General features: G+C 48.7%; 16 protein-coding genes and 1 riboswitch. Of the genes, 6 read left to right on the top strand and 10 right to left on the bottom strand.

The features are described 5' to 3' along the window. Positions 1-84: 84 nt before the first annotated feature. The gene (locus K0H59_RS15110) at positions 85-732 is read right to left on the bottom strand and encodes a peroxiredoxin-like family protein (protein WP_220053602.1); all 648 of its coding nucleotides are present in this window, start codon (positions 730-732) and stop codon (positions 85-87) included. A 287-nt stretch (positions 733-1,019) separates the two neighbouring features. On the opposite strand from K0H59_RS15110, the gene K0H59_RS15105 reads away from it, so the two are divergent. Both K0H59_RS15105 and K0H59_RS15100 read left to right on the top strand, forming a co-directional pair. After that, positions 1,020-1,907, top strand: a complete 888-nt coding sequence (locus K0H59_RS15105; protein WP_220053601.1) for a hypothetical protein — start codon at positions 1,020-1,022, stop codon at positions 1,905-1,907. A 309-nt stretch (positions 1,908-2,216) separates the two neighbouring features. Further along, positions 2,217-3,512 (top strand): DUF1254 domain-containing protein, encoded by a 1,296-nt coding sequence (locus K0H59_RS15100; RefSeq protein ID WP_088210526.1) that lies wholly within the window; start codon positions 2,217-2,219, stop codon positions 3,510-3,512. 80 nt (positions 3,513-3,592) lie between these two features. Here the strand turns inward: K0H59_RS15100 and K0H59_RS15095 are convergent, their stop codons facing one another. The 3 genes from K0H59_RS15095 to K0H59_RS15085 all read right to left on the bottom strand — a co-directional run bounded on the left by K0H59_RS15095 (position 3,593) and on the right by K0H59_RS15085 (position 9,100). Next, positions 3,593-4,894 (bottom strand): DEAD/DEAH box helicase, encoded by a 1,302-nt coding sequence (locus tag K0H59_RS15095; protein ID WP_011717843.1) that lies wholly within the window; start codon positions 4,892-4,894, stop codon positions 3,593-3,595. A 349-nt stretch (positions 4,895-5,243) separates the two neighbouring features. Further along, a complete protein-coding gene (locus K0H59_RS15090; RefSeq protein WP_088210527.1) occupies positions 5,244-6,812 on the bottom strand; it encodes a PAS domain-containing methyl-accepting chemotaxis protein in 1,569 nt (522 codons plus the stop codon). Between the two features lie 473 nt (positions 6,813-7,285). After that, entirely contained in the window at positions 7,286-9,100 is a 1,815-nt protein-coding gene (locus K0H59_RS15085; protein WP_220053600.1) for an aminopeptidase P family protein, read from the bottom strand. 361 nt (positions 9,101-9,461) lie between these two features. On the opposite strand from K0H59_RS15085, the gene K0H59_RS15080 reads away from it, so the two are divergent. Both K0H59_RS15080 and K0H59_RS15075 read left to right on the top strand, forming a co-directional pair. After that, the gene (locus tag K0H59_RS15080) at positions 9,462-10,253 is read left to right on the top strand and encodes an ROK family protein (RefSeq protein ID WP_011717840.1); all 792 of its coding nucleotides are present in this window, start codon (positions 9,462-9,464) and stop codon (positions 10,251-10,253) included. 492 nt (positions 10,254-10,745) lie between these two features. Then, positions 10,746-10,834: riboswitch (cyclic di-GMP riboswitch) on the top strand. A gap of 108 nt (positions 10,835-10,942) precedes the next feature. Beyond that, positions 10,943-13,549: a glycosyl hydrolase family 18 protein gene (locus K0H59_RS15075; protein ID WP_220053599.1), complete on the top strand. Its 2,607-nt coding sequence runs from the start codon at positions 10,943-10,945 to the stop codon at positions 13,547-13,549. Between the two features lie 70 nt (positions 13,550-13,619). Here the strand turns inward: K0H59_RS15075 and K0H59_RS15070 are convergent, their stop codons facing one another. After that, complete coding sequence (locus tag K0H59_RS15070) at positions 13,620-14,090, bottom strand: FKBP-type peptidyl-prolyl cis-trans isomerase (protein ID WP_220053598.1); 471 nt, start codon at positions 14,088-14,090, stop codon at positions 13,620-13,622. A gap of 221 nt (positions 14,091-14,311) precedes the next feature. Between K0H59_RS15070 and K0H59_RS15065 the strand changes: the two genes are divergently transcribed. Beyond that, positions 14,312-15,640, top strand: coding sequence for a short-chain fatty acid transporter (locus K0H59_RS15065; RefSeq protein ID WP_220053597.1), 1,329 nt, complete (start codon positions 14,312-14,314; stop codon positions 15,638-15,640). 132 nt (positions 15,641-15,772) lie between these two features. Here the strand turns inward: K0H59_RS15065 and K0H59_RS15060 are convergent, their stop codons facing one another. Next, positions 15,773-16,252 (bottom strand): HPP family protein, encoded by a 480-nt coding sequence (locus K0H59_RS15060; protein WP_220053596.1) that lies wholly within the window; start codon positions 16,250-16,252, stop codon positions 15,773-15,775. A gap of 251 nt (positions 16,253-16,503) precedes the next feature. Between K0H59_RS15060 and K0H59_RS15055 the strand changes: the two genes are divergently transcribed. Beyond that, positions 16,504-17,112: a TetR/AcrR family transcriptional regulator gene (locus K0H59_RS15055; RefSeq protein ID WP_220053595.1), complete on the top strand. Its 609-nt coding sequence runs from the start codon at positions 16,504-16,506 to the stop codon at positions 17,110-17,112. 8 nt (positions 17,113-17,120) lie between these two features. Here the strand turns inward: K0H59_RS15055 and K0H59_RS15050 are convergent, their stop codons facing one another. The 4 genes from K0H59_RS15050 to K0H59_RS15035 form a co-directional block, all read right to left on the bottom strand. Beyond that, positions 17,121-17,639 (bottom strand): DUF1294 domain-containing protein, encoded by a 519-nt coding sequence (locus K0H59_RS15050; protein ID WP_220053594.1) that lies wholly within the window; start codon positions 17,637-17,639, stop codon positions 17,121-17,123. Then, a complete protein-coding gene (locus K0H59_RS15045) occupies positions 17,617-18,861 on the bottom strand; it encodes a DUF418 domain-containing protein (protein WP_220053593.1) in 1,245 nt (414 codons plus the stop codon). The genes K0H59_RS15050 and K0H59_RS15045 overlap by 23 nt, the downstream gene beginning before the upstream one ends. 143 nt (positions 18,862-19,004) lie before the next feature. Continuing rightward, complete coding sequence (locus tag K0H59_RS15040; protein WP_220053592.1) at positions 19,005-19,442, bottom strand: nucleoside deaminase; 438 nt, start codon at positions 19,440-19,442, stop codon at positions 19,005-19,007. A gap of 114 nt (positions 19,443-19,556) precedes the next feature. Beyond that, positions 19,557-20,051, bottom strand: coding sequence for a hotdog fold domain-containing protein (locus K0H59_RS15035; protein WP_220053591.1), 495 nt, complete (start codon positions 20,049-20,051; stop codon positions 19,557-19,559). Positions 20,052-20,119 lie beyond the last annotated feature (68 nt).

Below are 20,119 nucleotides of genomic sequence, written 5' to 3'. Positions count from 1 at the left end.
GGTATCGATTGCGGCCAAGCTAGTTTAGCAAAGCAGCCGCTAAATCGATAACGATTCTTAGCGACTGCTTAGATGATGGATAGATTATTCTGTCGTACCCACGAGGCTGGCGGCCGTTAGAATCAACTTAGGCGCGGGTCTCACTTTGTAGTTGGGATTCACATATTGGAAATGGATTAATCCTTGGGTATCAGCGATATAAATTGCTGGTACTGGCAGAACTAAGCGCTTATCGCCTTCGGGTGTGGTCCACAGTGGGTTATCCAGTTTTAAGCGACTCAGGTAAGTATCTGTCACTTGTTTACTGGTGTAAAAGGCAAGACCAAAGGCTTGCGCTGCCTGCATTTTTTCATCGGAAAGCAGCTGATATTTAAGTTCGTTTTTAGCGGCTGATGCCCTTAATTGTGCGGGTGTATCGGGTGAAATACCCACCAGTTGAAAGCCCATGTCGATAAGCTTAGGTTCGATGGCTTTAAGCTGGCCCATCTGGTTATTGCAAAACGGACACCAGCCGCCACGGTAAAAGAAGAAAATGGTTGGCTTTTGTACCGTTAATTTCGCTAAATCAACACTTTGGCCATTCATGTCTTGCAAAGTGATTGCGGGGATTTGCTCGCCATTGAGTAATGGGCTCACCGAATATTCATCCTTGGCGATAGGTTGGGCTAACGTGGTAAAACTGCCGAGTAATAGGCTGGTGGTCAGTAAAAAGCGCTGTAGTAGGGACTGCATCAGTCATCTCTCCGTGTTATTTGGTTATTCTTTTTAATCAAGCTATTGAGCTAGGCTTGTGTCTTTGAGCCGGTCTAGGTTGTGGTGACTCAGATAAGAACGGCTAAAGGGCCAATTTATTGCAGTTTTAGTGGCACCTTTTATTAAGGAGAATGAATTAATCGTCAACGTGGTGGTGCGCTGTGGTGTGACTCAAGGGTGTGGTGGAGAAGCATGTAGTGATACTATTGCTTGCATGTTTATAGGTTACAGAGCAATTCACTCAATTTTTCAATAGGAAGCAGTAAATGGATAAGGGATTATTTAACGCATTAAAGAAAGTCTATTATAAAAAGTCCTACCGCAAAGATGAGCATGGCTATCAGCAAAGAATCGATAATGGCGATGTGTTTGATGTTGATACGGGAACCTCTATCTACTCCTATCAAGGCCTATCTGATACCGAAATCGCATTGATTGAACAGAGTGGCTATCCGGTTAACGACAGGGTTAAGCTGAGTCATGATGATGTGGTGCTCGGCTATAAAGCGATACTAAAGCAGCCTAATCTTTCCCTCGAAAATTTACTGGCGGCCTATTTATGTGGTTTTTCGAGTTTCCCCCGTGGTCGACAGCCCATACTCAGCTATCTGTTTGCTAAGTCGCTGCCAGAACATACGATGGCAACGGATAGTGACATTTGTCCTGTATGTTCAATCAAAGCTGTTAATTGGATTGAGCAGGGGCAAGAAATCTTTTCCTGTTACGCTGGCAGTGTGTGGAACGAGCGCTGGGCGCACAAACTCATAGAATTACAAGAATTTTTTACGCTGGCGCCTTGTAAGCCTAGTGCCGAGGATGTGGCCATCTTCAGTGCTTTAATTGAGGCAATTCGTCAGGCTCCTGTGGATGAAACACCCGGAAAACTCGAGCAAAGGGTGAAGAAAGCCAAGATTATCCCTAAATTTAATAAGTACAGTTTCCGTGGTCAGCTGATGGTATTGGCAGAGCTTGGCATCATGCCAAATTCCTATGTTGCGCCGCTCTATGAAGCATTTACGCCATTTGAAGCGATCTGCAATATCAAATATCCCGGCAGTATCCGCTCCGATATCATCTTACCGCTTGCGGGCTGGCGCGGCGAAAATCCCATTGATGAGGCTCGACTTAAGCAATTGTTTGCAAAGTATCTCTAAGTTTATTGTCTTTTCGGTGTTAGGGGCGCAGTTACCGTTAATCGGCGCAGTTTGAGGGGAAGTAGGCTTGAGTACTTGTACAATGGATAAAACGTGAGTTAGAACCGACGGGGTTAATGCGGGAACTCATGTTGAATTTGATAGTGGATTGAACAACTTATATACGCTTGTGATTGAACTTAAACGGGTCTAGGATAAATCTCGAGTAGCGTGACTGGCATTTGTTGGCATCTGGATAGATAAGCTATTGGCTGTTGATAGATGAGCTTGGATTTTTACATAATTTCAAGTCTATACAAGGAGTTGTTGATGAAGAAAGTACTGTTTTCCCTCGCTGCCATCATGGTGAGCCAAGTCGTTTTGGCACAATCTATTTCGGATAAAAATGCTCAGGATGCATTTATCTATGGTTACTCGATAGATGAAGCCTATAAATTTTTCTACGAAACCGCAGTTAAAACCGATACTCCGCTGAACCGCTTCCAAAATATTCGTCATATTGCCGACGATACCTACACAGCGCACCCCACCATTAACAACGATACCCTGCACTTAATGGGATGGTTGGACGTGGCCGCTGAGCCTGTGATCGTGAGCGTGCCCGATATGGATAAAGGACGTTATTGGATCCTCCATACTATGGATATGGGCCATTACACCACCTCCATGATTGGCTCTCGTTTAAGGGGCAATGAGGGCGGCCACTTTATGTTTGCCGCCCGTTCATGGAAAGGCGATGTGCCAGCCAGTGTGGACGAAGTGATTTATGTGGATTCGAATCTGATCAAGCTGATGGGCCGCATTATGGCCGTTGGCAAGGAAGATGAGAAAGTCGCGTTAAATTATATGGATGATTGGAATATCCGCACTTTGTCTGCCTATCTTGGTGTGGCTGGCCCTAAACCTAAGGAGCGCACTTACCCCGATCCCGAGAAGACCAATTGGTTGCAACGGGTCAACTATATGCTCTGCGATGGCGATATGGGCACGGCCGATAAACAATGGTTAGAGCAGTTTAAGGATATTGGTCTGGTCCCCTGTAAGGAGGATTTAACGGCCGTTCAAATCGCTGCCGCTAAGGTCGGTGAAACGTTAGGGATGAAACATATCATCGACTTAGCGCCAAAAATGACCAATGCGGGTAAGTTATTAGGTACACGTGAGCAATTGAGTGACGGTGCGCGCGATCTCTTCGCCGAAGGCACTTACCTTGGTCAGTGGGGATTGCCGCCCGATGAGTCCGTTTATCTGAAGGAGGAAAAGGGCGATGACGGTAAAAATCTCAATGGTTCAAATGGCAAAAAATACCAGATGCACTTTAAGGCGCCCGAGGTGAGTCAATTCTGGTCGTTTACTGTGTATGGATCGGATAATCGTTTAATGGCGCACAATGAGATTAACCGCCACAGCCGCGGCGATCGTACTCTTAAACCCGGCGCCGATGGCATGTATACCATCGAATTGAGCGCTAAAGGGGATGAGAGCAACAGCAATTGGCTGCCGATTCCTGAAAAGGATGCCTACATTATTATGCGGATGTACGGCCCTAATAAGGAAATCCAAGAGGGCAAGTACCCTTTCCCTAAAATTCAAGTGGTTAAGTGATACAAAACCAATCGCTTAGGCCCAATAAAAAAGCGTCCACTAGGACGCTTTTTTATTGGATAGGTGATAGTTCACTCTATTTACTTAAGCTTTTTCGCCTTGCTTGGGGCTTGGCCAACCTTCATTTTCACGCGGCGGCCCTGCATGCTTTTCTCGGCGATGATCTGCTCACTAACGTTGTCGAGTCGCTGTTGTTTCTTAGCAAAACTACGGCGGGTTTGTAGCTGCTTTAACAGCAAGTCGCGGCTACCGACTTCGTATCCGGGCACGGTAATACGACGAATTTTTTGGCCGATTAGCTTTTCAATATCAGCGAGTGTGCGCTCTTCTTCACGGCTCACAAATGAAATCGCAACCCCTGATTTACCCGCGCGGCCGGTGCGGCCAATACGGTGCACATAGTCTTCGGCAAGGAAAGGTAAGTCGAAGTTGACTACATACTCAAGGCTTGGAATGTCTAAGCCGCGGGCGGCGACTTCGGTGGCGACTAATACGCGCACTTTGCCTGAGACAAACTCACGCAGCGCGCGGCGACGGCTACCTTGTGCCTTTTCACCGTGGACGACTTCAGAGGGAATACCATCTAAATTCAATTCTTTCACTAAGGTGTCGGCCGCATCGCGCGTTGCGGTAAAGACCAACACTTGTTGCCAGTTCTTCTTACCAATCAGTTCGGATAAGAGTTCGCGCTTACGGCGCTGTTCAACCGGATACACCACTTGGCTCACGGTATCTGCGGTGGTGTTTTGCTTATCGGCGCTGATCACCTGAGGTTTGACCATCATGTCGTTGGCCAGTTTTTTCACCGCACTCGAGAAGGTGGCTGAGAATAATAGGTTTTGACGCTTCTTATTCACCGCTTGAAGGATTTTTTGAATATCTGCATTAAAGCCCATGTCTAACATACGGTCGGCTTCATCGAGCACTAAAAAATCGATGCTAGAGAGGCTTAAATTACAGGCGGTCAGGTGCTCGAGTAAGCGCCCTGGCGTCGCGACAATAATATCGGCACCACGCTTAAGTTTTTGCGCCTGAGTCTCAACCTTTACACCACCGTAAATGGTTAATACGCTGAAATTTAAATACTTGCTGTAGGCTTCAACGTTGTCGGCGACTTGAGCCGCTAGCTCACGAGTCGGCGTGAGGATTAATACCCGCGCGTTCGATTTTAAGGTCTCGCTGGGATTTTCCACCATCTTTTGCAGTATCGGCAGGGCGAAGGCCGCCGTTTTGCCCGTGCCTGTTTGCGCACTAGCCAGCACATCTTGCCCGCGGCGGATAGCGGGGATCGCTTGCTGCTGAATAGGTGTCATTTTTTGATAACCGCAATCTGAGATAGCGCGTAAAATCTCGGGGCAAAAACTAAAAGATTCAAATCTCATTTTGGATTCCTGTCAGTCACTTATTCAATCATTCAAGCGCATCATTCTATTGTTGAAAGCGCACTCTGCCGCACTTTATTCATTACAACAGCGCTTCACTACAAGAGTGCTTCAAACCTATGCACTTGCTTACGCATTTCCGCCACACAGTATTTTTGCACTTTGTGTAGCAGAAAAATGGCGGGCGCGGAGTATAGCAAAATTTTCGGTTAAAACCTGTACTTTTTAACCCTTTGGGATTTTATAACAATCTGTAAGCGGTTTTAGATGTGGTTGAAACTGTAGAGGGGAAAACCTAGAGGGGGAGTATCGCGCCATCATCTTAGCTGATAATGGCGCGACGGGAGTACTAGCCAAAGGCGCGGCGTAGACCGAGGGCCTTTTCGGCATTGTGTTTTAAATGGTTAGCGGCATCACCTATTTGATGGGTGGCGGCGAGGTTTTCGCTGCTGGTTTGGGTGATGGAGTGAATGTTGTTAGTGATTTCATGTACCACTTGGCGCTGTTGATCGGCGGCCACCGCGTTTTGCTGAGCAAAGGTGTGGATCTCGCTCACCTCTTGGTAAATGGTGTTCACGTTCTCGGCGGAAGTTTGAATATCGTTAGCACATAGCTCGGCATGCTGACGGCTCTGTTCCATCTCCTTCGCCCAGGCATTTAGCATGCTGAACATCTTGTCGACGCTCTGGGAAATACTGTTGGTCGACAATTGAGTGCGGCTCGACAGCGCGCGTACTTCGTCGGCGACAACCGCAAACCCACGGCCTTGCTCGCCTGCGCGAGCCGCCTCAATCGCGGCGTTGAGGGCGAGTAGGTTAGTCTGCTCGGCAATCGAGTCAATCTCGCCCATGGCGCTGGCCACCCGTTCGGCTTCCTTATTGAGTTGATGGGCATTATTGGCGGCATCGGCCACGGATTTGGCTAATTGCTCAACCTTTTGGGTGTTGGCCTTCATATTGGCGCTGCTTTTGAGGCAGAGATCGTAGGCGGTGTTGATACTGGTCGAGGTCAGTTGGGTATTTTGTGCGACCTCGGCAATGGTTGAGCTCATTTCTTCCATCGCGCTGGCGAGTTGCTCTAGCTGGTTTTTCTCTTGATCTAGGCTGACATAGGTTTGTTCTGTCGTCACCACCAGCTGATCGGCAATCGCATGTAAGTGGTGGGCCTGATCTTGGGTGCGGCCAAGCACGCCGTTCATCTTGGCTTGCAATAGGATCAATTGGAAATCGAGAATCGATGAGGTATCGGCGCCTGAGTAAATATAGCGGCTGATAGAGTCATATTTCTCTTGCATTTCAATCAATTTGGCTGGAATGCGAAAGGCCTCATCGTAGAAGATTGCCAGATTGAGGCTCATTAGAATCGCCCCTGCGAAAATCACTCCCCAACCCCAAAAGTAACCCGCAATCAGTAAACCTGTGGTAGCAACAACGGCGGAGACAAAACGTTTTTGCATTAAGCTGAGTGGTTTAGGGATGGGTTTATTTTGTATTAGTCTGCGATAGATATCCGTGGCTTTGCTGACATAGGCCGCCTGCGGCTGAATACGCACCGACTGATAACCTATGATAGTCCCATTCTCAAACAGGGGAGAAACAAAGGCATCGACCCAATAGAAACCGCCATTCTTACAGCGGTTTTTGACTATGCCTCGCCAGGATTGGCCGGATTTCAGCTTTTCCCACATTTCTTTAAAGGCGGCGCTGGGCATATCTGGGTGACGCACCTTGTTATGAGGCTGGCCGATCAATTCCTCGGGCTTATAACCCGAGACTTCGGCAAAGCGTTGATTAACGTAGGTAATAATCCCACGGGTATCTGTGGTAGAAATCAATTCGTCTTGCGGTGTGAGGCGGACTTCCTGTGCGTTACTGTGGAGTTGGCTGGTTTTACTGCGGCTAGGGTTACTCTGGCTCATTTAGTGTGTCCATTCAGGGCCGATACGACTTTTGGGGTAAATGTAACTGGTAAAACGGGTGCCAGCTCTCATTGGAGTCGGCTTATTATGTGATAATGGTATCATTTTTGTGTGGGTATTGGAGAGCGGTTTTTAGCTTTACCCGCAACAAAAGTAATGATTTTTAAATTTTGTAAGTTTCTGCAAATATTGCATTTTTAATTCGCTTTCAAACGAGTGTTTATCCTGTTTAAAAGCAAATTTTAGAGTTTTGTATAAGGTCTGTTTTTAGCTTATGCCTGGCTAAAGCGGTTATAAGTTCATTTGCCTAAATAGTGGTAGGAGCTTAGGTGAAAAACATCAGCCTGACTATTGGACTAATGTCGTGATTTAGCTTGTCAGAACAGTAACATCATAGGTGGAACGGGTCTTGAAGCGACTCTAAATAAAAAGCCCAAGCGTTGGCTTGGGCCTTAGTTTTGTGCCACTTAACGTTAGATGGCTTTTGTGACCTTTGTTAGCCACTCAAGCTCACTGCCCGACATTAATGGCGATAAGGTGTTAAACACTTTCTGATGGTAAGCATTAAACCAGTCGATTTCGCCTTGGGTTAACAGGCTCTTATCGATAAGGCGAGCATCCATTGGGATCAGCGTTAAGGCATCAAATTCATACATTTCACGCTCGGCGCCCTTTAAGGCTTCGCAGTGTTGCACTACCACTAGGTTTTCTAAGCGGATCCCAAAACTGTCGGCGCGGTAATAACCTGGCTCGTTGGATAACACCATGCCAGGCATTAGGGCGATGGCATTGAGGTTTTTACCGATACGCTGCGGACCTTCGTGCACGCTGAGGAAATGACCGACGCCGTGGCCTGTGCCGTGGTCGTAATCAAACCCATGTTGCCACAGATATTGGCGGGCGAAGGCATCGAGTTGTTGCCCTGTGGTGCCTTTCGGATAGCGAGCCTGATCTAAGGAGATATGGCCTTTTAATACCAAGGTGACCATTTTCTTCTGTTCATCGGTCACTTTACCAATGGCGATAGTGCGAGTGACATCCGTGGTGCCGTCCAGATACTGAGCGCCAGAATCCACAAGGTAGATGCTGTCCATCGTCATCATGGCAGGCGTGCCATTGTTATGGTTGTAGTGGCACATGGCCGCATTGGCGCCAGCGGCGGAAATGGTATCGAAACTTGGCTCGCGATATTGTGGATCTTCTAGGCGGAAGCTCTCTAACTTGTCGGCGAGGGTTGCTTCATCATGCAGACGATGGGCAGCGACCTCGGCATCGAGCCAAGCGAGGAAACGACTCACGGCCACACCATCACGGATATGGCTGGCGCGCATGCCTGCTAATTCGGCGGCATTTTTCTGTGCCTTAGGCAGGGAGACGGGGTCGATACCGGCGATTAATTTAGCGCCAGCATCGCGGGCGATATTTTGCGCCCAAGCGTTGGCAGAGTTCGGATCGGCGAGCAGTTTCACGCCTTGTAAGCTTGCCAAGGTATCGGCAAGTGAAGCTTCGCTCTTAAAGCTCACACCCGCTCCAACGTGTTCCTCAATGCCTTCAGGGAGTTTGTTCAAATCGGTAAATAGCTGCATATCGCCATTGGCGTGAAGTAGCGCGCAGCCGAGCACGACCGGCAGACGCGGCACGTCATTACCACGGATATTGAGCAGCCAGCAGAAGGAGTCTAAAGCGGCGATCAGCGCGACATCGGCGCCCGCTTTTTTGACTAATGCGCCAATCTCGGTCCGTTTTTGCAGACTGGTCTTACCCGCACTCTCATTGCTAAATAACGTGATAGCTGCGCTCGATGGTGCAGGTCGATTTTGCCAGTGTTTATCAATCGGATTCTGTGCGACGGCAACCAGTTCAATTTGAGCCTTCGCTAAGGTCGCTTTGGCGTTTTCAAACCACGCTAAGGTGTGTAAACGGGCATCGAAGCCTACACGTGAACCAGCGGCAAGCGTATCGCATAGCCATTCGATTTGCGGTGTGTCGGTCAGGCTTTCATAACTAAAGAGATTTGCATCCACCTGCAGACGCACTTGCACCGTATAACGACCATCGGTAAAGATGGCGGCTTTGTCTTTTAAGACAATGGCCATGCCCGCTGAGCCAGTAAAATCGGTTGCCCAGTACAGACGCTCGTTATGCTCAGGCACATATTCGCCTAAGTATTCATCCGCGCGCGGGATGATAAAGGCATCTAAATTGGCACTGGCGAGTTCACTACGAATGGCGGCAAGACGGTTAGCAATCTTATTAGGTTGTTGGGATGATGACGATTCTAACGACATAGGGGCTCCAAATATTGGCATTGGCGGCTGACGTAGGCGACCAAATTATAATGCGTAATGCTGGCGAAAAGGATGCGAATTGGCGGCGATTATCGCAAGCTCAATGGCTAAGATGCAAGGGGATGGAATAAAGGATTTTGTATACAATTTTGTTTTTGAAGCATCACTTTGCGGTAACATGGGCTGTGATCTTAGGCGAATTCTCAAATTGAAATGTTATCTTTATCACTCAGTCCTCCCGACTAATTCTTACAAATTAGCTACTTAAGTTTTATTCAATCGCTAATATTGGCCCATTATGCTAACATTTGCCATCTCCGCTCGGGGTCAGAGGGGAGCACATGTATCAGTGGAGTTGGCGATGCAAACATTAACAATAGACGTGGGCGGTAGCAAAGCCCTGTTCGAACTTCAACTCAAGGGGCATACAGAACAATATAAAATCCCCACGGGTGAAGGCTTTAAAATTGAAGATTTAAATGATCAAATCGCGGCGCTGGAACGGGATTATGATTTACAGAACTACCACTTAGCGATCGCTGTACCTGGACTCGTACAACAGAATCGTTTGGTGTCCTGTAAATCTTTGCCCGGTCTCAATGGGCTAAGCTTTGAAACCTTGAAAACCCAAGGCGAACTTAAGTTTATCTGCAATGATATCGACGCCGGTATGCAGGCAACCTGTGATGAAAAATATGCCTGTGAGTTGTTAGTCATGTGTGGCACTGGGATTGGCATGTCGATCGCGTTGAGCGGCAAGGCTTTTACGGGGGCCACGGGAGTCGCTGGGGAGCTTGGGCATTGCCGGGTGATGACGGAGGCGGGGGAGTTTAGTCTTGAGCAACTCGCCAGCGGCGATTCTATCCGCAGCCGTAAGATTGCTACCGCCGATGATTTATATCTCGCTGGTACTTATCTGGGGATGGGGCTAGCGTGGGCGGTCAATCTGTTTAATCCTAATCGGATCTGGTTAGCGGGCGGCATGATGAACAGCGCGCCGTACTACAAGGGGTGTCTCGATAGTTTAAGACGCATGGCCCTGAGTGCACCGTTAGCCGAAATGAAGATTAATCGTGTCGATGATATGGAGACCTTAGTCTGCCGTGGCTTATCGGTGATCTTGGCAAGGGATTACTCGAAGGACGCCGCCTAACGGCATTCGATTGAGGTGCGAATAGACCAAGATTAAGGCGTGATAAGCTCGTTCAGGCTATCAATCTTGGCTTGCTGACGCTGATATTGATTCGGACATTGACTCAGATATTGATTTCGTTTGGGTCGAGAACAACAGCATGCGGCCATCGGATTTGTGTGTTTGCAGTGCACTCTGCATATCACCTTGTTCGATGACCGCATTTTTGTTTGCACGAGTTATCGAGCGGCGTCTTGCATAACCTCTTTCTTAAGACTTTCGATTTATTTTTATTGTCTCTCCTATTGGCAACGCGAGTCGATGATACGACTCTATGGTTTAAGCAATCCTTTTAAATACAATTCACTGCTTATTTTTTGAACTCAATAGTTCTACCTTTCTTTAAAGCCAATCCTGCGTTGATAATCGGTACAATGGCCTGTTTGTTAATATTTAGTTGCAATTTAACGCTATCGCGGCATATGCTAATTAACGTAATGACAACGTTGTCATTAGTGTAAAAGGCAAACCAATCGAAAGATTGGGACGCAAAGCCTCCGGTCTAAGGGTTCGTTTGTACCTATGATAGCGGGGATACCACAGGTTGTTTCTTCATGCTGCCGTTGTACGCACATGGTTTTAAGAGTGTTGTTTCCTGTCTACGCTTTGTTTGCCTTATTGATGCATAACTTACTCAATAGGGAAATCTCATGTTTAAGACTCAAATCTCCACCTCGGCGATGCTGGTGGCCTCGGTGCTGGCCTCCGCTGCCAGTTTTCAAGCCTTTGCAGCGCTCCCCGGTAAACCGACGTTAGGTTGGGGGGAAACCAAGTTTGCCATTATCGAGGTAAATCAAGCTGCCTCAGCCTATAACCAATTAGTGACGGTTAAAGATGCTGCCGATGTGTCCGTGACTTGGAACTTATATAACGGCGACATCGGTAATAAGGCGCAGGTGTTACTCGATGGAAATGTGGCATGGGAAGGCCCATCGAGTGCGGCGGGGACGGCCAATTTCAAGGTCAATAAGGGCGGGCGCTATCAAATGCGCGTGCAGCTTTGTAATAACGAAGGTTGCAGTGCCAGTGATGCGAGGGAAATTTTAGTCGCCGATACGGATGGCAGCCATTTACTGCCACTCAATGCGCCTTTGAAGGAAAACAATCGTCCCTATGCGAATAAATCCGGCAAAGTGGTGGGAAGTTACTTTGTGGAGTGGGGTGTTTATGGACGTAAATTCCCCGTCGATAAGATCCCTGCACAAAACTTAACCCATATTTTATATGGCTTTACCCCGATTTGTGGTGGCAATGGTATCAACGACAGCTTAAAGGAAATCGAAGGTAGCTTTGAGGCATTGCAGCGCGCCTGTGCTGGCCGTGCCGATTTTAAAGTGGCGATTCACGACCCTTGGGCGGCGGTGCAAATGCCGCAGGCGGGGGTGAGTGAGTATTCCGATCCCTACAAAGGCAACTTTGGTCAATTGATGGCGTTAAAACAAGCCTATCCCGATCTGAAGATCCTCCCCTCCGTTGGTGGCTGGACGCTCTCGGATCCCTTCTACTTTTTGGGGGATAAAACCAAGCGCGACACCTTTGTCGCCTCAGTGAAGGAGTTTTTACAAACTTGGAAGTTCTTCGATGGTGTCGATATCGACTGGGAATTCCCCGGAGGCAGTGGCGCTAACCCAAGTTTAGGGAATGCCAACGACGGACAAACCTATGTCACCCTGATGCGTGAACTGCGGGCGATGCTCGATGAGCTCAGCGCCGAAACCGGACGCAGCTATGAGTTGACCTCGGCCATCAGTGCGGGCGGCGATAAGATTGCTAAGGTCGATTATCAGGCGGCGCAGCAATATATGGATTACATCTTCCTGATGAGTTACGACTTTAATGGTGGCTGGACCAATACTGAGCTTGGACATCAAACCAATCTCTATGAGGCGAGCTGGGATCCTAATACCCGTTACACCACGGACAAAGGCGTAAAAGCGTTGCTCTCTCAAGGGGTGACGCCGGGTAAGATTGTGGTCGGCGCCGCTATGTACGGCCGCGGCTGGACTGGGGTGAATGGTTATAGCGGTAACAATCCTTTCACGGGCACCGCCACGGGCAAAGTGAAGGGCACTTGGGAAGCGGGCGTGGTGGATTATCGCCAGATCGCCAAGGATTATATGGGTGCAGGTTGGAGCTATGCCTATGATGAAACCGCCGAAGCGCCATCGGTCTTTAATGCATCAACGGGCGATTTAATTACCTTCGACGATGCGCGCTCTGTTAAAGCCAAGGGCCAATACGTGCTGACCAATCAGCTCGGTGGTCTGTTCGCCTGGGAAATTGATGCCGATAATGGCGACATACTCAATGCTATGCACGAAGGTTTAGGTCATGGTGAGGGCACCACGCCACCTGCGAATAAAGCGCCGATTGCCAATGCGGGAGCTGATATCACGGTAACGGGAACTGCGGATGTCACACTAAACGGCAGTGCGTCGCGGGATCCTGAAAACGGCGCCTTGAGTTATCAATGGAGCCAAGTCTCGGGCCCAAGCTTAAGTATCAGTAATGCGGACATGGCCAATGCTGTGGTGCAACTGAGTGAGGCGGCCTCGGATGTGGTGTATGTGTTTAGCCTGCAAGTCACAGATCCCGAAGGATTATCTTCAACCGATACTGTGACTTTAACCCATAAGGCCGAGACGGCAAACCAAGCGCCTGTGGTGACTGTGCCAGCGAACGTGACGGTTGAAGCGGGGCAATCGGTGAGCATTAATGCGACGGCAACCGACGCCGATGGCGACAGCCTCGCCTACGCATGGACAGTGCCCAGCGGTGTGGTGGCGAGTGGACAAAACAGTGCCACACTGGTGGTGACGGCGCCGACGGTTACCCAATCGACCCAATACAGTTTGAGTGTATTGGTCTCCGATGGTGCCTTAGATGCCAGTGCTGCCTTGACCGTAACCGTGACGCCTAAGGCGACGGGTGGTCAATGTGATGCTACTGACCCCAATGCGGCCAACTATCCCGCCTGGAATGCGACAAGCATTTACAACACAGGTGATACCGTGAGTTATAACCAACTGGTTTGGAAGGCGAAATACTGGACTCAAGGTAACACACCTTCAAGAACCGCCGACCAATGGCAATTGTTGAGTCAGGTCGAGTTAGGTTGGGATGCGGGCGTCGCCTATAACGGCGGAGCAACCACTAGCTATAACGGTCGTCAGTGGCAAGCCAAATACTGGACTAAGGGAGATGTCCCCGGTGTCGCTGCGGTATGGACGGATATCGGCGCGGCGTCTTGCCCTTAGTCGATAGGGATTAAAGACATTAAAAAAGCCCTGCAATGCAGGGCTTTTTATTAAGGGTTACAGCGTCAGATTAATTAATCTTCAGCAGCTCAACATCAAAAATCAGTACCGAACCGCCGCCAATTTTGCCAGTGCTGCGGTTGCCATAGGCCAGTTCGCTTGGAATAAAGAAGCGGTACTTATCGCCTTCGACCATCAGTTGTACGCCTTCAGTCCAGCCTTTAATCACGCGATTGAGTGGGAAGGCTATGGGTTCTCCGCGCTCGACCGAGCTATCGAACACTGTGCCATCAATTAAGGTGCCGTGGTAATGCACAGTCACTGTATCACTCGCCTTAGGATGAATCGTGCCAGTGCCTTGCTGTAACACTTGATATTGCAATCCCGAGGCGGTGGTTTTCACCCCTTCTTGGGTTTTGTTTTGCGCTAAAAACTCATTACCTAAACGGATATTTTCTTGGGCCGCTTTTTGGTTATTCATCGAGGTAAAGAAGTAAAAAATCACCCCAGCAATCACAACAACGGCAAGTAACATTTTCATATTAAGGAGCACCTCAGTCAATTTTGGCCATGTTATCAGTTTTTTAGCCGAAGTGGCTAGCGCCTCGGTTCGGCGCGGTAGTGGACGATTCGCGTTACATTTTCTCACTTTTTTAAAATGGCTAAAGGCTTTATCCCGTTTTAGAGATCGCTTAACCTGTGACATTAGACTCTACAAAAACTCAATAAAAACAGATAAGAAGAATAAACAAGGACAGTCTTATGTTAACCAAAGCGGCAAAACCTCTGGTCAAACTCGTCGACCGTTATTTACCCGACCCTTATATCTTTGTCTTGCTCTTAACCTTAGTGGTGCTGATTTCGGCCGTGGTAGCCGAGCAGAAAACCCCACTCGAAGTCATCAATTACTGGGGCGATGGCTTTTGGGCACTGCTGAGTTTTTCGATGCAGATGCTATTAGTGCTGGTGGCGGGATTTATGCTCGCCAGCTCGCCACCGATTAAGAAATTACTCGATGGCATCGCTGGATTCGCTAAGTCGGCGCCTCAGGCGATTATCTTAGTGACCTTGGTTTCCCTCGCCGCCAGTTGGATTAACTGGGGATTTGGTTTAGTGGTCGGCGCCTTATTCGCGAAGGCTTTAGCGCGTAAAGTGCGTGTGGATTACCGTTTATTGGTTGCCAGTGCTTACTCGGGATTTGTGGTTTGGCACGGCGGCTTAGCTGGCTCAATTCCGCTAACCATTGCCACGGCGGGGCATTTCTCAGAATCACAAATCGGCATTATCCCCACCAGCGAGACCATCTTCGCGAGCTTTAACCTGTTGTTAGTGCTGATTTTGTTTGTGGTGATGCCTCTGGTAAACCGCTTTATGCTGCCTGAAGAGAAAGACAGTATCTATGTCGACCCTAAGGCGCTTGAGGATGGGGGCGCAGACGATAACGCGGCACAGTTGATGGCCAATACGATTCGCCCCGCGGATAAATTAGAAAACAGTCGCTTGCTCGGTTGGAGTGTCGGCGGCGCGGGACTCGTTTACTTAGGCTATTACTTTGCGGTGCAGGGTGGCAGCTTAAATCTTAATCTAGTCAACTTCTTATTTTTATTCCTCGCCATAGTGCTGCATCAAACGCCACGCAGTCTATTGCTGAGTCTCAATGAAGCCATCAAAGGAGGCGCGGGTATCGTTATCCAGTTTCCTTTTTACGCTGGCATTATGGCGGTGATGGTGCAATCGGGATTAGCCCAGAGTATTTCCGAAGGTTTTGTGGCCATCGCCAGTGCTGAAAGCCTGCCATTTTGGAGCTTTATCAGTGCCGGGATTGTGAATATTTTCGTACCTTCGGGGGGCGGACAATGGGCCGTGCAGGCACCGATTATGTTGCCTGCGGCCGAAGCCTTGGGCGCCGATGTGGCACGGGTTGCTATGGCTGTGGCTTGGGGTGATGCGTGGACTAACCTTATCCAGCCTTTCTGGGCGCTGCCAGTGTTAGCGATAGCCGGATTAAAGGCGAGGGATATCATGGGGTTCTGTTTAATGCAGTTGCTGATCACTGGGGTAATTATCAGTATCGCCCTCAGCTGGTTTTAAGCGAAAGCTTATAGGTTTTGATAAAGGGCAATCTCACTTGCCCTTCATTTTTATCCTCTTCTTTATTCTCTTTTTTAGCCACCTCACGCCTAAATGCGTTATCAAGTTAAGGTTTTAGTGTTTTGACCCAGCTTAAAACCATTTCTGCGGATAGGGGCGTCGACACAGCAGATTATGATACAGCCAGCCAAAGGATAGGATCAGCACTAGACCGCTGGCGACCGGCGAATATAAAAAGTCCCACCCTTGCGCGGTCAGCATAATAACCAGTGGGTTTGCTCCAGCAGGAGGATGCACTGTGTGGGTGAGCATCATCAATGCAATTCCCGCCCCTACGGCTAATCCTAAGCTTAGCGGCGAGACGCCTACACTGTGGAGGATGATAAGTCCCATCAGACTGGTCAGTAGGTGGCCGCAGACAATATTTCTTGGCTGTGCCAATGGGCTATCGGGAAGGGCAAATAAAATCACCATAGTGGCACCAAAGGGGGCCATCAGCCACAACAGCTGCGAACTCATTTGCTCCAAGCTTGCTAAGGCACTGATACATAACATGGCGCCTATGCCGGCGAGCAGTGCGGGTTTCAATTGTTGTGGGTTTATCACTTTCATTGTGTGTCCTTTGAGCCCAACTTGGCTATCGCGCAAGGGCTGTGGTTTATATGGTGAATATCAATAACTGCGGCTTGGGGAGGGCAGTGTTGAGTTGCCCGTTGACGCCATCCCATTGGCCGCGTTGCACTTAATTGTGTTGAATCTCTAATGGGTAGACCAATCTGTCTACTTAATATCATTGCACGAGTAGACTGAGTTGTCTACCTGTGAGAAGATACGTTTAAATCCTAATTGCAGAGGAAGGCGATATGCCACAACCCGAAGTGTTGTCAGATATGCCCTTAGATAAACGTCAACAGCTCATCACCACGGCATTTAAACTGTTTTATTTTCAGAGCGTACATGGGGTGGGTATTAACCAGATTTTGCAGGAGTCAGCGATTGCCAAAAAAACCTTGTACCATCATTTTGCGAGTAAGGATGAGTTGGTCGAAGCCGTGGTGCTATACCGCGACCAAGTGTTTTATCACTGGTTAAGCGAGCGAGTGCAGACGGCCGAGGTGGGTAAGGCGGGGATCCGCGCGTTATTTATGGCGCTCGATGACTGGTTTAACCAAAGAGTGCCGCAGCTGTGTGAGTTTCGGGGCTGTTTTTTTATCAATGTGAGTGCCGAATTTACCGATGCTAGCCATCCAGTGCATCGTTTATGTGCCGAGCATAAACAGCGGGTGGCAGATTTAATTGGTCAGCAAGTGGCGGCCTTGGGCTTGTCCGAGGCAAAAGCGGCTTATCTTGTCGATACCCTATGCCTATTGAAGGAAGGCGCCATAGTATCGGCGCAGCTACGCGGCGACACAGGTGCTGCCATGCAGGCGTTAAAAGTTGTCGAGCAATTGATTGAAATAGAAACACATTAGCGTGACGGTTAAATCAATCTATCCATGATACCCGTTTGGATCCCATAACCCAGCAGGGCTAAGTTGGTCACGACCGTGAGCCAAAACAATTGACGAAAGGCGGCTTTGACCGATTTATGCCGCAGTAACTGCTGGGCAAACAGTGCGCCGGGCCAACCCCCGAGGAGAGACATCAGATGTAGGGTGCTTTCCTTGGTGCGCCAGCGACCTTTTCGTGCTGCCGATTTGTCGAAGGCGTAGGCGATAAAGGTACATAAACTCAGCAGCAGGTATAAACCCACAATCGCAAGCGGCAGCATATGCCACCAAGCGGCGCCGATTAGCATGGCCAGAAAAACAAGCGCTAATAATAAAGGCATCGAACTCTGATGCGAGCGCGCGGCTCTGGGTTTTGCCACTTTTGATTTCGTGACTCTTGGTTCTGTGGCTCTAGATTTAGTCACTCTGCGTTGATTCACTCTTTGTTGAGTCGCTCTTCGTTCATGTACTGGAGCGGATGGCGTTTTATTGGCTCTTTTGTTGTTCATTATTCGAGTTCAAATGGCTACTAGCGTTGATGGACTTAAAGGCGAGCTGGCGCCAGAGTTTTTCGAGTGGCCCTTGGTGAAAGTAGCGTAAATACAAGCTTGCCAGTAGCAATTGCAGCAGCGAGTAACCCAGCGCTATCGCCATATAACCGCCCCTGTCGAGGGTTAATAGTAACTCGGGAGCAAAGTGGCGAAAGATAAACACACCGACAATGGATTGCAATATATACAGGCTAAAGGCGAGTTTGCCGACATTTTGCAAAGGCCTTAACACTGTCGAGCGATTTTGGCAGATTTTTACCAATATATGGATGTAAATCAGTGCAGTAGGGATAGCGCTTAGCATGACTATGATGTCCGAAAACATCACCAATGTTGGGTTTTGAGTTAATCCCAGCAGGGTATCTAGGGTAGAGAGTACAAAGCTGGCTAAAACCAGCTTGATTAAGGTGTTACGCTCAAATCCCTGCTCGAAACTACCTTGGCGATAGAGCGCCATACCTAGCAGCATCAGTCCGCCCGTGAACCACATTAAGGTGAACGGAATGACCAGCGCCATGTAACCGACCTGCATGACATGCAGGAACAGTTGATTGGCATAACCCGATGTCCAAGCGCTGTATTGTTCGGTGAATAAGGGCGATTCGCGGGTAAAGAGTTCGTCACTGCCCATGATGCTGATTAAACAGATAACTACTAACGAACTGAAAATAAAAATATTGGCCTTACGTTTTAACTCGGCGATGCTGGCATCTCGGTAGCAGAGTGCTAAAAAGCCGCAGATCCCATAGGTCAGTAAAATATCACCGGGCCAGATAATGATGCCGTGGATCAGGCCAAAGACAATCAACCATTTCAAGCGTGAGCGCAGCAGCGAATAGGCCGCTAAACCTTTATCACTAAACCGTTGGTACTGAATATAAAGCCCAACGCCAAATAAGATGGAAAACAGGCTGATAAATCGCCCTTCAATAAAGAAATTGCTAAAGGCTTCGAGCACTTGGTCTGAGAGTAATGGGATTTGATGGGGCGCATAGCCATAAAAGCTTATCCCCATAAAATAGATATTCATAAAAAATATCCCCAATACCGCTAACCCACGTATGGCATCGAGGTTGGCATTACGTCCAATTGGGATAGGCTGATGGAGCGTGTGAGTCGCATCAATGGTATTTCCCCAAGGATCCTTGGCAGCTTGAGTGATAGGTTTGATAGCAGGCATCCTTTTGCTATTGGGAAAATGAACCGAGTCTGCTCGGCGAGATTGAGTTGATAATACAAGGCGCTAGCTTAACAGGCGCTCAAACCAATGAACACTCAACTAATTAAAGCGTTAGGCGCGTGGATCGCTTTGAAAGCTATTGGCTATTCACCAATATCTTCGTTCCACAGCTGTGGCTTGGCGGCGATAAAATCGTGCATCAACTGTTTGCACTCGTGATTGTCCACCACTGTTACCTCTACACCGCGGGACTGCACATAGGCTTCCGGTCCTTGAAAGGTGACATTTTCACCGACCACCACTTTAGGGATGCCATAGAGTAGTATCGCGCCGCTACACATATCGCAGGGGGAGAGGGTCGAATAGAGCGTGGCCTTTTGGTAATCGGCGGCGGTCAATCTGCCTGCATTTTCGAGGCAATCCATTTCGGCATGCAGCACGGCGCTACCTTGTTGCACGCGTTTGTTATGGCCGCGGGCGACAATTTTCCCGTCGATCACTAATACCGAGCCAATGGGGATACCGCCTTCGGCTAATCCTTGTTTGGCCTCATCAATCGCGGCCTGTAAAAATTCATCCATTTCGATCCCCTGTCTTAGGTTGTTTGGCTTAGCATAGCAGCCTGCAAGCGTTGAGCAAGACAACCTAAGTGGTGATTTCGATTGATGATTAAGCTTGGGTTGATGTGCCTTGGCTTACTTCTGCGGCTTTTCTGAAATCCATAACTTGATATGTCCTTTCACGACCACCACGCCTTGGTTGTCGTAGGCGGTAACGGGCACCAACATATCGCCGGGCGTCCACTGCTCTGGCGTGACTTCGGCAACACATAAAATATCACTGCCCGCCTTGGCGGTGTAATCTAGGCTCATGCCCTTAGGGATCCAACGCAGGTGGGCCGGAATCGATGCTTCGGCCATCACGCCCATCGCCATTTCTAAGCCGTTACAGATGGCGATAACATGCACGGTTTTTATATGGTTATGAACGGCATGACGTTTTTTAATCAGGCAAGCACAGTGGTTAAGGCGCAATTCAGTGATCAGTGGTTTGATGGTGCCAAAATAAGGCGCCATGCGTGATACCATGATGGAGAAGATTTTTTGGCCAAAGGGCCAGCCTTGGGTTTTATGGTAAAGCGCGAGAACCTTATTGGGCTTAGCGTTTGGGGTTTGTGCGTTAGGGCTCATGGTTATCCTTCATCGGAGTGCAAACTTAAGGTGTTAGTCTTGGGCCGCTGATATTTTTAATGCTTAGC

The organism is Shewanella sp. FJAT-51649 (assembly GCF_019457435.1).
GTDB lineage: Bacteria > Pseudomonadota > Gammaproteobacteria > Enterobacterales > Shewanellaceae > Shewanella > Shewanella mangrovisoli.
The sequence above is the reverse complement of the archived record's forward strand: the minus strand, read 5'-3'. Positions and strand labels throughout refer to the sequence as shown.

Excerpts from the sequence above, each read along its gene's own strand:
- K0H59_RS15045 (WP_220053593.1), bottom strand. The coding sequence starts at position 18,861 with ATGCCTGCTATCAAACCTATCACTCAAGCTGCCAAGGATCCTTGGGGA.
- K0H59_RS15110 (WP_220053602.1), bottom strand. The coding sequence starts at position 732 with ATGCAGTCCCTACTACAGCGCTTTTTACTGACCACCAGCCTATTACTC.
- K0H59_RS15055 (WP_220053595.1), top strand. The coding sequence starts at position 16,504 with ATGCCACAACCCGAAGTGTTGTCAGATATGCCCTTAGATAAACGTCAA.
- K0H59_RS15105 (WP_220053601.1), top strand. The coding sequence starts at position 1,020 with ATGGATAAGGGATTATTTAACGCATTAAAGAAAGTCTATTATAAAAAG.
- K0H59_RS15090 (WP_088210527.1), bottom strand. The coding sequence starts at position 6,812 with ATGAGCCAGAGTAACCCTAGCCGCAGTAAAACCAGCCAACTCCACAGT.
- K0H59_RS15070 (WP_220053598.1), bottom strand. The coding sequence starts at position 14,090 with ATGAAAATGTTACTTGCCGTTGTTGTGATTGCTGGGGTGATTTTTTAC.
- K0H59_RS15080 (WP_011717840.1), top strand. The coding sequence starts at position 9,462 with ATGCAAACATTAACAATAGACGTGGGCGGTAGCAAAGCCCTGTTCGAA.
- K0H59_RS15075 (WP_220053599.1), top strand. The coding sequence starts at position 10,943 with ATGTTTAAGACTCAAATCTCCACCTCGGCGATGCTGGTGGCCTCGGTG.
- K0H59_RS15035 (WP_220053591.1), bottom strand. The coding sequence starts at position 20,051 with ATGAGCCCTAACGCACAAACCCCAAACGCTAAGCCCAATAAGGTTCTC.
- K0H59_RS15040 (WP_220053592.1), bottom strand. The coding sequence starts at position 19,442 with ATGGATGAATTTTTACAGGCCGCGATTGATGAGGCCAAACAAGGATTA.
- K0H59_RS15100 (WP_088210526.1), top strand. The coding sequence starts at position 2,217 with ATGAAGAAAGTACTGTTTTCCCTCGCTGCCATCATGGTGAGCCAAGTC.
- K0H59_RS15095 (WP_011717843.1), bottom strand. The coding sequence starts at position 4,894 with ATGAGATTTGAATCTTTTAGTTTTTGCCCCGAGATTTTACGCGCTATC.
- K0H59_RS15085 (WP_220053600.1), bottom strand. The coding sequence starts at position 9,100 with ATGTCGTTAGAATCGTCATCATCCCAACAACCTAATAAGATTGCTAAC.
- K0H59_RS15065 (WP_220053597.1), top strand. The coding sequence starts at position 14,312 with ATGTTAACCAAAGCGGCAAAACCTCTGGTCAAACTCGTCGACCGTTAT.
- K0H59_RS15060 (WP_220053596.1), bottom strand. The coding sequence starts at position 16,252 with ATGAAAGTGATAAACCCACAACAATTGAAACCCGCACTGCTCGCCGGC.
- K0H59_RS15050 (WP_220053594.1), bottom strand. The coding sequence starts at position 17,639 with ATGAACAACAAAAGAGCCAATAAAACGCCATCCGCTCCAGTACATGAA.